Here is a 12,040-nt window from a genome sequence, read left to right on the forward strand (position 1 = left end):
ATTATGGCAACCACGCTTTTTAAAGATTTCCAGTTCGAAGCCGCACACCATCTGCCGCATGTGCCTGAAGGCCATAAGTGCGGACGTCTGCACGGTCACTCATTCCTGGTGCGTCTTGAAATCACCGGCGATGTCGACCCTTATACCGGCTGGATTATGGATTTCGCCGAGCTGAAGGCCGCTTTTAAACCGGTATACGATCGTCTCGATCACTATTACCTGAACGATATTCCCGGTCTGGAGAACCCGACCAGCGAAGTGCTGGCGCAGTGGATTTGGCAGCAGATGAAACCGGTAATGCCGCTTCTTAGCGCAGTGATGATCAAAGAAACCTGCACCGCCGGTTGCGTTTATCGCGGCGAGTAGTCGCGGCCTAACGCTCTTTCCTGCCCTGCCAGCGCTCTTTCTGTAGCGCGCCGTGGATAGCAATGTCCAGTACAGGCGATGGGGGAAGCCAGCTGGCTTTACCCAACGCCTGCATAGCAGCCAGCAGCGGATGATCCTGCCCAACGGCATAGTCCGCCAGCAGCTCACCAGCAATGGTCTGTTTAGATATTCCTGCCCCGTTACAGCCGCCCGCCGTATACAAAAAAGGGTTGATTTTGCCCCACTGCGGCGCGCCGTTACGCGTCACGCTGATGGTGCCCGACCAGCAATGGCTAAACGCCACATCTTCAAGCTGCGGATAGACTTTGCGAAACAGCTGATGATGCAAGCGGGCCGCGCGCTGCGTCTGGCGTGCGCTGATGTTGCCATGCAGCGCCGGGATCACATGCTGACGCAGCAGGAAACGACGATCCTGGGTAAAGCGCAGCGTGGCGCCCGCAATCGCGTTGACCGGCGTTAATCCCCAGCTTGTCATCTGCGGCAGCCGCGCCAGCTGTTGCTCAGTAAGCGGCGGCGTCAGGCTGGCAAAGGTTGCCATTGCCGCCTGACGGCGAACGCCCGGCAGTAAATGGCTCGATAACGCATTGGTCGCCAGCATTGCTTTTTGCGCCCGCACCGCGCCCGTGGCGGTATAAACCGTGACGCCTCCCCGCTGGTAATCGAGGGCCAGCGCCGGGCTGTGCTCATAAAGCGTAACATTAGCAGGCAGCGTCGCAGCCAGACCAGCAATCAGCAACGCCGGATTCACCAGCACCGTATAGGGGGTAAAGATCGCTTTGTGATAAAAGCGGGTGCCCAGTTTTTCCTGTAGTTCGTCGCGGTTCAGCAGCTGATAATCTTCCGCCATCTGCTCCAGGCTGGCGCAGTAACGCTGTAAAATCTTTTCCTGCCCGACTGCGACCTGACAATGATATTTTCCGGCGGCATCCCAGGCGCATTCGATGCGATGCGCATCCACCAGCGCTTTTAGCCGTTGCATACCCGCCTGCAACAGCTGACGATAAGCGTGGGCTTTTTTTAGTTCGGCCGTTGAGCTGCCGATATTGTGCGGCAAGCCGATAATAAAACCGGAGTTCCTGCCGGATGCGCTTTCGTAAGCGGTGCCCGCCTCCAGCACCGCGATTTTCCATGCCGGTTTTAACGCGGCCAGACGACGGGCAAAGGCTAATCCGGCGTAACCGGCACCAATCACCACCCAGTCAGCGTCGATGGCGGCGGTTAGCGCCGGGAAAACCGCACGTTGTGGATGCTGGGCGAGCCAGCCGGAGATGTTTTGATTAAGCGGCAAATGATGCATAACCCTTCCTTTGGTGTGGCTATTCCGAACAAGGAGTGTACCACCCGCAGGCAAGGGCGTTAATCAGGCAATGTTGAGGTATTTATGGGTCTGCATCGAAAGGCGCCAGTTACGGGCAATACAGGTGGCGATGCAAAGACGCGTGGCGTCCTCTTTTTGGCTTATCGGCTGTAGCGCAATAATCCGAGCTTTATCATCTTGCACGCGCGCCAGGAGCTGATCCAGCGCGTCGATATCGCGTTGACGCGCGACCGGATGTTTGATCTCATCAGCGCGTACCAGCGCCTGATCCAGCACATCATAACCGCCGCGCATATTCACTTTAGGGGATACCGTTACCCAGGTTTGCGTCGTACAGCGTACAGGATGGGTTCCGCTGGTTTCGATCTGACAGCTGAAACCGGCCTGCTGCAACGCTTCCGTTAACGGCGTCAGGTCATGAATACAGGGCTCGCCGCCGGTAATCACCACATGGCGCGCCGTCCACTGCTGCTGGTTAATGGTGTTTAATAACGCTTCGGCATCGGCAGCGCCCCAGGCATCGGTTTCCACCGTTTTCAGCAGAATATCGCCCAGCGAGGTTTCCCGATCGGCCAGCTTATCCCATGTGTGTTTGGTATCGCACCAGCTGCAGCCAACCGGGCATCCCTGCAAGCGGATAAAAATTGCCGGAACGCCGGTATAAAAACCTTCGCCCTGCAACGTCTGGAACATTTCATTAATCGGGTACTGCATTACGCACTCACGTCAGGAGAAATAAGGGCGCAGATTATGGCAGATAGAGGAGGTGACGCCAAATGCCGTGGGCAGAAAAGGCACAAACTGAAGCATGAAACCGCCGCCCGCGCTGATGGCGGGCGGCGACGTGGCATTACATGAATTTATTCCGGTGCATTTTCGCCATTGCCTGACGGGCAACGTCGTTTGCGCCGCTCAGGGTAAAGTGACCATAGTCAAACGCGCTCGGTTGACCGTTTGACGCCAGCGCATGGCAAACATCATTCGGACACATAATGTTATAGACCGAGATATAACCCACTTTCTCTTCAGCCATCGCCTGCTGCATGCGCAGATCGATACCTTTAATATTATGGTTAATGGAGCTGGAAACTAAATCTTTGCGTCCGTTCTCCTGATAGGCCAGCAAGTCAGGCAGCGCCTCGGCATACTCAATGGTCGGTCCCATTACCGTAATATTGTTGGTGATGCCTTTCAGCGTCTCCAGCGTGGCTTTCAGCGGCGCGATATCCTCCGGCAGCCAGCGAGCAGAAATGATAATGCCATCCACTTTGTGTTTGGGGATCCACTGCTGATAAACGTAATCCATCAGTTCGGTACATTTATTATTAATGGACTGATGCGAAACCGGTTTACAGCCTGCGGATGTCGCCTGCATCAGGTTAACGTTCTCACCCGCCGCCAGGCTAAGCGCACGCCACAAATGAGCGCCGTGGCTGTCGCCCACCAGCAGATAGTTTTTCTCGCTGCTGGAGGTTTTCAGGCAGAAATCACGATCGAAATGCCCTTTCGCCTCGTTGTTGCCATCGATAAAGCATTTCCCTAAACGGAACTGATAAAAATACTCTTCGGTGCCGCGATACTGCGAGAATTTCGCTACCGCCAGCGCCTGATCGGAAAACTTACCGGACTCATTGCTGACATGACTTTTATATAGCGTGGCCGACGCGACAATCACCAGACCCACCACCGAAAAGGCGGAAACCAGGGTCGGATTCAGGTTCGACAGCTTATAGCGGAAAGGAATCTCAACCAGATAACGGGAAGCGATAGCCAGAGCAAAGGTCAGCGCCAGCACCAGCAGATCGCGCATGCCTTCGTCCATGTTCAGGAACATTTTGCTGTAAACGATCAACGGCCAGTGCCACAGGTAAAGGCAGTAGGAGATCATCCCGACGTAAACCACCGGCTTCAGCGCCAGAACGCGGTTTACCACCGCCTCGCGGCCCGCCAGAATCAGCAGGAAGCTGCCGACGCAGGGCCAGATCGCATTCCATGAAGGGAACGGTTTGCTGGTGTTGAGCCAGAAGAAGCCAAACAGAATCAGCGCCAGTCCGGCCAGGCTCATCAGATGTTTAATTTCCTGACGCACCGCCGCCATGCGCGTTTCCATGGTGGAAACTGCAATCAGTCCGCCAATCGCCAGTTCCCATGCGCGCGTCGGCAACATATAGAAGGTGAAGTCGGGCTTTTTCAGCACGCCAACCACGCTGAGCAGAAATGAAACCGCAATGATCGCCAGCATCACCTGCGTGACGCGATGACGGAACCAGCGAACGGCAAACAGCAGCACAATCGGGAACAGAATGTAGAACTGCTCCTCAACCGCCAGAGACCAGGTGTGCAGCAGCGGTTTCAGCTCCGCCGGGCCGGCGAAATAACCGGTTTGCTGCCAAAAGAAAATATTGGAAGAGAAAAGCGTGGTGGCAACGGCGCTATTACCTAATTCGGTAAACTGTGCCGGTAACAGATTATGGTAACCAAATAACAGCGTGGCGATCAGCACCACAAACAGCGGCGGTAAAATACGTAAGCAGCGGCGTTTATAGAACTCAAGGTAAGAAAACTCTCCCTTCATAGCGCTCTGGTAAATAATGCCGCAAATAAGGTAACCGGATATCACGAAAAAGATATCTACCCCGGTAAAGCCACCTGGTATGCCGGTCACGCCCAGGTGATAGGCGATCACTGGCAGCACGGCAAGTGCGCGAAGACCGTCAATATCAGCGCGATATTTCATTTTGAACCTTCCGTCTCATTACAGTTAATGACGTAAGGTTTACATATTTTTTCCAGTAATTAACCCTGCCCTAAGCCAAATCAGACAGTTCTGGAAACACTTTATTAAAGGCTAACCCGCTAATTTTTAACAAAATAGTAAAAAATCCCTGGCTCAAGTTGGGGCTTTTCAGATTTATACGTAGGTCACCTTTTGCCTTCAGGCCGCAATGTGATGCATATCAAACTTCTGTCATGCGCCTGACATATTCTTTACACACTTGTCCAATCGCCTTTTTGCCGTGGTCATCTGCCGGTTTATTACGCAACCAGAGAGCGGCAGTTAATCCGTTTCATCGCTTGAAATAATAGTGGTATTAAAATTTATCCCAACGTTAATTAATGCTGGCCCGAATTAACCAGCACATCCTTTTTATGCGCTGACCTGTCAGCCGGTAAAGTTTTACCGCTGACGCTGACGCGTTTTGTTAGCAAACCAGCTTTTATCAGGATATAAAAAAACCCCGTCAGGCGACGGGGTTTAGCATTATTGGGCAGCGGATAATTCCGCCGCGCCTTACCAGCGAATTACTGGCCTTTAACTTCTTTCAGACCGTTGAACGGTGCTTTACCACCCAGCGCTTCTTCGATACGAATCAGCTGGTTGTATTTCGCTACGCGGTCAGAACGGCTCATAGAACCGGTTTTGATCTGGCCTGCTGCCGTACCTACCGCCAGGTCAGCGATAGTGGCATCTTCAGTTTCGCCAGAGCGGTGAGAGATAACGGCAGTGTAGCCCGCATCTTTCGCCATCTTGATCGCAGCCAGGGTTTCGCTCAGTGAGCCGATCTGGTTGAATTTGATCAGGATGGAGTTAGCGATGCCTTTCTCAATACCTTCTTTCAGGATCTTGGTGTTGGTAACGAACAAGTCGTCGCCCACCAGCTGGATTTTGTCGCCCAGCACTTTAGTCTGGTAAGCAAAACCTTCCCAGTCAGATTCGTCCAGACCATCTTCGATAGAAACGATCGGGTACTGTTTGGTCAGGTCTTCCAGGAAGTGAGTGAACTCTTCAGAAGTGAATGCTTTGTTGCCTTCGCCAGCCAGAACGTATTTGCCATCTTTGTAGAACTCAGATGCCGCACAGTCCATCGCCAGAGTGATGTCTTTGCCCAGCTCGTAGCCCGCTGCTTTTACCGCTTCAGCGATAACGGCCAGCGCTTCTGCGTTGGAGCCCAGGTTCGGCGCGTAGCCGCCTTCATCACCGACTGCGGTGTTCATGCCTTTCGCTTTCAGCACTTTCGCCAGGTGATGGAACACTTCAGAACCCATACGGATCGCTTCTTTCACGCTGGAAGCGCCAACCGGCTGGATCATGAATTCCTGGATGTCGACGTTGTTGTCGGCGTGCTCACCACCGTTGATGATGTTCATCATCGGCAGCGGCATAGAGAATTTGCCCGGCGTGCCGTTCAGTTCAGCAATGTGCTCATACAGCGGCATGCCTTTCGCTGCGGCTGCAGCTTTGGCGCTTGCCAGAGAAACCGCCAGAATCGCGTTAGCACCGAAGTTAGATTTGTTTTCAGTACCGTCCAGGTCGATCATGATCTTATCGATGTTCGCCTGATCTTTTGCATCTTTACCCAGGATGGCTTCAGCAATCGGACCGTTAACCGCAGCAACGGCTTTCGTCACGCCTTTGCCCAGGAAACGAGATTTGTCACCGTCACGCAGTTCCAGTGCTTCACGAGAGCCGGTAGAAGCCCCTGACGGCGCGGCAGCCATACCGACAAAACCGCCTTCCAGGTGAACTTCAGCTTCAACAGTCGGGTTACCACGTGAGTCGATGATTTCACGACCGATGACTTTAACGATTTTGGACATTAGTTTTTCCTCAGTACAAGTTAAGCTAAAACTCTGACAAACAGTGCGCGAAAAGTTCGCGCACTGTTATAAAAATGCTTACTTCACTTGATGCTTCTGGTACTCGCTGGCGGCCTTTACAAAGCCGGCAAACAGCGGGTGACCATCGCGGGGCGTTGAGGTAAATTCCGGGTGGAACTGACACGCAACAAACCACGGGTGGTTCGGGTTTTCAATAATCTCAACCAGCTGATCGTCACCGGAACGGCCTGCGATGCGCAGTCCCGCTGCTTCGATCGGTTTCAACAGCATGTTGTTGACTTCATAGCGATGACGATGACGCTCAACGATGGTATCGGAGCCATACAGCTGGCGCACCAGGCTGTTATCGGTCAGCTGGCACTGCTGGCTGCCAAGGCGCATGGTACCACCGAGATCGCTCTGCTCGCTGCGGACTTCAACGTTGCCGTTTTCATCGCGCCATTCGGTGATCAACGCCACCACCGGATATTTACAGTCTGGCACAAATTCCGTTGAGTTGGCATCAGCCATACCCGCAACGTTACGCGCGAACTCCATCAGCGCAACCTGCATACCCAGGCAGATGCCCAGATAAGGAATATTGTTTTCACGCGCATACTGCGCGGTGAGGATCTTGCCTTCAATACCGCGCGGACCAAAGCCGCCCGGCACCAGGATGGCATCCAGATCTTTCAACACTTCGACGCCGCGCGATTCCACATCCTGCGAGTCGATCAGTTTGATGTTCACCGTTACGCGATTTTTCAGGCCGCCGTGCTTCAGCGCTTCAATCACGGATTTGTACGCATCCGGCAGTTCGACATATTTGCCGACCATCCCGATGGTGACTTCTCCGCCCGCATTGGCTTCTTCGTAGATCACCTGCTCCCATTCAGAGAGGTTTGCTTCCGGCACGTTCAGGCTGAATCGTTTACAAATATAATCATCTAAGCCCTGTGATTTCAACAGGCCAGGAATCTTATAAATGGAATCAACGTCTTTCAGGGAGATAACCGCTTTTTCCGGCACGTTACAGAACAGCGCGATTTTTGCGCGTTCGTTAGCAGGAACGGCGCGATCGGAACGGCAGATCAGCACGTCAGGCTGGATACCGATAGAGAGCAGTTCTTTAACGGAGTGCTGAGTCGGTTTGGTTTTTACTTCACCCGCCGCTGCCATATAAGGCACGAGCGTCAGGTGCATGTAGAGGGTATGTTCGCGGCCGACATCAACCGCCATCTGACGGATGGCTTCAAGGAAAGGCAGCGATTCGATATCGCCAACGGTACCGCCGATTTCCACCAGCACGACGTCATGGCCTTCGCCGCCTTCAATAATGCGCTCTTTGATGGCATTAGTGATGTGCGGAATCACCTGGATTGTGGCGCCAAGATAATCACCGCGACGCTCTTTGCGCAGCACCTCAGAATAGATGCGGCCAGTGGTAAAGTTATTGCGACGCGTCATCCGGGTGCGGATAAAGCGTTCATAGTGACCTAAATCGAGATCGGTTTCGGCGCCGTCATCGGTGACAAACACTTCACCGTGCTGCGTCGGGCTCATGGTACCGGGATCCACGTTGATATACGGGTCCAGTTTCATGATGGTCACGTTCAGGCCACGCGCCTCGAGAATGGCTGCGAGGGAGGCTGCGGCAATGCCTTTACCCAGAGAGGATACGACCCCGCCGGTCACAAAAATATAGTTCGTTGTCATGCTGAACCTGAGAGTTGAGGTTTAAAACGGTGGAATAACCAGGACGGGAAAACAGTATACTGGATTCACCTCTTACCCACAATTGATCATTGCCGCCATCGCCGTTTCTGATGACGGCCTACCTTAACCGGGGGAGAGGTTCGAAGGGTTGATTTGCGTCATGACCATCACCCTTTTTTCGCTAAAAGCTGAAACGAGTAAGCCGAGATTGGCGACCGGTTGGCAGTGAGGTGTTGTGGCTAAAAAATGAACGCTGCGAGCTTTGTATCGTGTCGGTCAGGCGATGGCGGTACAGCTGCACGCTTTGAACTGAACCGTGCCGGTCCGGTAATGGGTGGTACAGCTGCACGCTTTGAACTGAACCGTGCCGGTCAGGCGAAGGGCGGGTCAACGGTGGGACGGCATGAAGCCATCCATGGCGCCTCCGCCCGCGCCTTCCCTGGCGCGGGAGGCCCGCCTTATGCCCCGCCCTTCGCCTTCCCTTGATATCGGACTTCCGTAACTTAACCAGGGGTTTTCTACTTTGGAAAAAACAGAATTACCCTCTGATAATAAAGAAAATTTATCTGACAAACCTATACAGAAAGCCTGATAAAGAGGTTTTTTCTGACAAACCGACACCGAAAGCTTGATAAAGAGGGTTTTTCTGACAAACCTACACAGAAAGCTTGATAAAGAGGGTTTTTCTGACAAACCGACACCGAAAGCGTGGGAAGCGGGGGAAAGGCCGTGGAGTAAAGCCTCCGCGTCAGGGATGACGCGGCGGAGTCTCCAGGGATGGATTGACGACGTCTTTACGGAACGGCCTTTCCCCCGCTGACGGCAGCGGAGCCGTTTTAACCCACATAAAGCACACCCTCCAACGAACAGCTCTACGCCAAAACGGCGGCAGAGCCGTTTAAGCTTTAGAGCCGCTTTAACGCTGCTTTAACCCGCCGCTTTCTCGCCCGCTTTCACCTGCTGCCAGGCGGCTTCCATCTGATCCAGCGAAGCGTCACTCATATTCATGCCTTGCGCAGCGATAATCTGCTCCACCTGACGAAAACGGCGTTCAAACTTCACATTGGCTTTTTGCAGCGCGGTTTCCGCTTTCGTACCGAGATGACGCGCCAGATTAACGGTAGCAAACAACAAATCGCCTACCTCCTCCTCCAGCTTCGCCTCATCTACCACCGCCTGCTGCGCTTCGTGCATCACCTCATCGATCTCTTCATGCACCTTATCAACCACCGGCCCCAACGAATTCCAGTCAAAGCCCACGCTGCGGCAACGCTTCTGGATCTTCTGCGCGCGCATCAGCGCCGGTAGCGCCTGCGGGATATCATCCAGCGCCGAATGCTGCGCTTTCTCTGCCCGCTCCTGCTGCTTAATCTGCTCCCAGTTATGCAGCACTTCCTCGCTATCCTTTACCTGCGCGTTGGCAAAAATATGCGGATGGCGGCGCTCCAGCTTATCGGCAATGCCATGACAAATATCATCAAAGGTAAAACGCCCCTCTTCCCGCGCCATCTGCGCGTAAAAAACCACCTGAAACAGCAAATCGCCCAGCTCGCCGCGCAGATCCTCGTAATCTTCGCGTTGAATCGCGTCGATCACCTCATAAGTCTCTTCCAGCGTATAGGGCGCAATCGTGGCGTACGTTTGTTCACGATCCCAGGGGCAGCCGTGCTGCGGATCGCGCAGGGTCTGCATAATAGTCAGCAGACGATCAAGAGCAGTCATAGTGAAACCTTAATGCGAATAAGCGGGACCGGCATACCGCAGCGCCTGCGGTATGCCGGATGATTAATGCAGACGTCGGGCGTCGATGATATCAGGAACCTGATTAAGCCGCGCCAGCACGCGGCCCAGCACCTGATGATTATAAATCTCAATATCCATATCAATGGTGGCCAGCTGCTTACGCGTATCGCTGCGGCTGGAAACGCCCAGCACGTTCACCTTCTCATTAGCGAGAATCGTGGTAATGTCGCGCAGCAGCCCGCTGCGATCGTTGGCGGTCACGCGCACCACCAGCGAATAACCGCTGGAATAGCTCTCGCCCCAAACCGCATCCACAATACGCTCCGGCGCATGGGACATCAGATCCGCCAGCTGATCGCAGTCGGCGCGGTGAATAGAAATCCCGCGTCCCTGGGTAATAAAGCCGACAATATCGTCACCCGGAATCGGCTGACAGCAGCGGGCGATATGGTGCATTAGATTGCCAACGCCCTCCACCACCACGCGCCCGCTCTCTTTCCCTGCGCGCTGCGGCGTATGGGATTTCTGCGTCAGCTGGCGCAGCGCCTCGCGATCTTCCTCTTCCGCGCTCGGCTTATTCAGCTTCGCCTGCAGGAAATTCACCATCTGATTGAGGCGAATATCGCCGCCGCCGATCGCCGCCAGCAACTCATCCAGCGTGCCGACGTTATAGCGCGGCAGCAGCAGCTTCTCCGCCTCTTTCAGGCTGATATCCAGCTGATTCAGTTCGTTATCCAGAATCTGGCGGCCCGCTACGATATTCTTATCGCGATCCTGCTTGCGGAACCAGGCGTGGATTTTAGAGCGGCCACGGCTGGTGGTGACATAGCCAAGATTGGGGTTTAGCCAGTCGCGGCTCGGATTCGGCTGCTTTTGCGTAATGATTTCAATCTGATCGCCCATCTGCAGCTGATAGGTAAAGGGCACGATACGGCCGCCAATCTTGGCGCCGATGCAGCGATGACCAATATCGCTGTGAATGTGATAAGCGAAATCCAGCGGCGTCGAACCCGCAGGCAGATCGACCACGTCGCCCTTCGGCGTAAACACATACACGCGATCGTCGAAAACCTGGCTACGCACCTCTTCCAGCAGCTCGCCGGTATCCGCCATCTCTTCCTGCCAGGCGATCAGCTTACGCAGCCAGGCGATACGCTCCTCATGACCATGCGCGCCACGCGCCTGGCCGCCGGAGCCTTCTTTATATTTCCAGTGCGCGGCGACGCCCAGCTCCGCATCTTCATGCATCTGGCGCGTGCGGATCTGAATCTCAACCGTTTTGCCGCCGGGACCGAGCACCACGGTATGAATCGACTGATAGCCGTTGGGCTTCGGATTAGCGACATAGTCATCAAACTCATCCGGCAAATGACGATACAGCGTATGCACAATCCCCAGCGCGCCATAACAGTCCTGCAAACGCTCGGCGACAATGCGCACCGCGCGCACATCAAACAGTTCATCAAATGCCAGCGACTTTTTCTGCATCTTGCGCCAGATGCTGTAGATATGTTTCGGCCGCCCGTAAACCTCCGCCTTAACGCCTTCGCGCGTCATCTCGGTGCGCAGGCTGTTAACAAAGGTTTCGATATACTGCTCGCGGTCGATACGCCGCTCATGCAGCAGCTTAGCGATGCGTTTGTATTCATCAGGATGAAGATAGCGGAAGCAGAAATCCTCCAGCTCCCACTTGAGCTGCCCGATGCCGAGACGGTTGGCTAACGGGGCGTAGATATTGGTACACTCTTTTGCTGCCAGCACGCGCTCATCTTCCGGCGCGTCCTTCATTTCACGCAGGTGGGCGATACGCTCGGCCAGCTTGATCACCACGCAGCGAAAATCTTCCACCATCGCCAGCAGCATGCGGCGTACGTTATCCACCTGCTCGGAGGCCATGGAATCGTTATGAGTCGCCTTCAGTTGGCGAATCGCATCCATATCGCGCACGCCATGCACCAGCGAGACGATCGCTTTACCGAAGGTCTCTTCCAGCTTCTCTTCCGATACCACATCGGCATCTGCCAGCGGAAACACCAGCGCGGCGCGCAGCGTGTCGTTATCCATGCTCAGCATCGAAAGGATTTCAACCATTTCAATGCCGCGCCACAGCAGCAACGCCTGATCGGGATGCGCCTGGGTGACGGCCTCACAATAGCGCCAGGTATCGGCCAGTCGTTCACTTGATTGCGGGTTAACGATCCCCAAACTGGTGATCCATTCATCGAGCGCGAACTCACCCGCCGTATTCAAATGTGCGCTTCTTACCGCAACCATAAC

9 protein-coding genes are annotated in these 12,040 nt (G+C 54.3%); 2 read left to right on the top strand and 7 right to left on the bottom strand.

What is annotated here, in order from left to right; genetic code table 11:
* Window positions 1-3 precede the first annotated feature (3 nt).
* A complete protein-coding gene (gene queD / locus J2X14_RS14775) occupies window positions 4-366 on the top strand; it encodes a 6-carboxytetrahydropterin synthase QueD (RefSeq protein WP_352411937.1) in 363 nt (120 codons plus the stop codon).
* Window positions 367-373: 7 nt separating this feature from the next.
* Here queD and J2X14_RS14780 read toward each other — a convergent pair whose 3' ends face one another.
* The 5 genes from J2X14_RS14780 to pyrG all read right to left on the bottom strand — a co-directional run bounded on the left by J2X14_RS14780 (window position 374) and on the right by pyrG (window position 8,020).
* On the bottom strand, window positions 374-1,684 hold the full coding sequence (locus J2X14_RS14780; RefSeq protein WP_352411938.1) for an NAD(P)/FAD-dependent oxidoreductase: 1,311 nt from the start codon (window positions 1,682-1,684) through the stop codon (window positions 374-376).
* 63 nt (window positions 1,685-1,747) lie between these two features.
* Window positions 1,748-2,419: a 7-carboxy-7-deazaguanine synthase QueE gene (queE, locus tag J2X14_RS14785; protein ID WP_352411939.1), complete on the bottom strand. Its 672-nt coding sequence runs from the start codon at window positions 2,417-2,419 to the stop codon at window positions 1,748-1,750.
* A 136-nt stretch (window positions 2,420-2,555) separates the two neighbouring features.
* Window positions 2,556-4,442 (bottom strand): acyltransferase family protein, encoded by a 1,887-nt coding sequence (locus tag J2X14_RS14790; protein ID WP_352411940.1) that lies wholly within the window; start codon window positions 4,440-4,442, stop codon window positions 2,556-2,558.
* Window positions 4,443-5,008: 566 nt separating this feature from the next.
* A complete protein-coding gene (eno, locus tag J2X14_RS14795) occupies window positions 5,009-6,304 on the bottom strand; it encodes a phosphopyruvate hydratase (protein WP_352411941.1) in 1,296 nt (431 codons plus the stop codon).
* A gap of 78 nt (window positions 6,305-6,382) precedes the next feature.
* Window positions 6,383-8,020, bottom strand: a complete 1,638-nt coding sequence (pyrG, locus tag J2X14_RS14800; protein ID WP_352411942.1) for a glutamine hydrolyzing CTP synthase — start codon at window positions 8,018-8,020, stop codon at window positions 6,383-6,385.
* Between the two features lie 246 nt (window positions 8,021-8,266).
* On the opposite strand from pyrG, the gene J2X14_RS14805 reads away from it, so the two are divergent.
* Window positions 8,267-8,506 carry a hypothetical protein gene (locus J2X14_RS14805; RefSeq protein WP_352411943.1) on the top strand — a complete coding sequence of 80 codons (240 nt, stop codon included), beginning with the start codon at window positions 8,267-8,269 and terminating at the stop codon, window positions 8,504-8,506.
* A 441-nt stretch (window positions 8,507-8,947) separates the two neighbouring features.
* On the opposite strand, the gene mazG is transcribed toward J2X14_RS14805, so the two are convergent.
* Window positions 8,948-9,742, bottom strand: a complete 795-nt coding sequence (gene mazG, locus J2X14_RS14810; RefSeq protein ID WP_352411944.1) for a nucleoside triphosphate pyrophosphohydrolase — start codon at window positions 9,740-9,742, stop codon at window positions 8,948-8,950.
* Window positions 9,743-9,805: 63 nt separating this feature from the next.
* The gene (relA, locus tag J2X14_RS14815; RefSeq protein ID WP_352411945.1) at window positions 9,806-12,037 is read right to left on the bottom strand and encodes a GTP diphosphokinase; all 2,232 of its coding nucleotides are present in this window, start codon (window positions 12,035-12,037) and stop codon (window positions 9,806-9,808) included.
* Window positions 12,038-12,040 lie beyond the last annotated feature (3 nt).

The sequence above is a fragment of the Mixta sp. BE291 genome (assembly GCF_031457955.1).
Lineage (GTDB): Bacteria > Pseudomonadota > Gammaproteobacteria > Enterobacterales > Enterobacteriaceae > Mixta.

Coding starts and splice junctions, on each gene's coding strand:
- queD (WP_352411937.1), top strand. CDS start 4: ATGGCAACCACGCTTTTTAAAGATTTCCAGTTCGAAGCCGCACACCAT.
- J2X14_RS14780 (WP_352411938.1), bottom strand. CDS start 1,684: ATGCATCATTTGCCGCTTAATCAAAACATCTCCGGCTGGCTCGCCCAG.
- queE (WP_352411939.1), bottom strand. CDS start 2,419: ATGCAGTACCCGATTAATGAAATGTTCCAGACGTTGCAGGGCGAAGGT.
- J2X14_RS14790 (WP_352411940.1), bottom strand. CDS start 4,442: ATGAAATATCGCGCTGATATTGACGGTCTTCGCGCACTTGCCGTGCTG.
- eno (WP_352411941.1), bottom strand. CDS start 6,304: ATGTCCAAAATCGTTAAAGTCATCGGTCGTGAAATCATCGACTCACGT.
- pyrG (WP_352411942.1), bottom strand. CDS start 8,020: ATGACAACGAACTATATTTTTGTGACCGGCGGGGTCGTATCCTCTCTG.
- J2X14_RS14805 (WP_352411943.1), top strand. CDS start 8,267: ATGAACGCTGCGAGCTTTGTATCGTGTCGGTCAGGCGATGGCGGTACA.
- mazG (WP_352411944.1), bottom strand. CDS start 9,742: ATGACTGCTCTTGATCGTCTGCTGACTATTATGCAGACCCTGCGCGAT.
- relA (WP_352411945.1), bottom strand. CDS start 12,037: ATGGTTGCGGTAAGAAGCGCACATTTGAATACGGCGGGTGAGTTCGCG.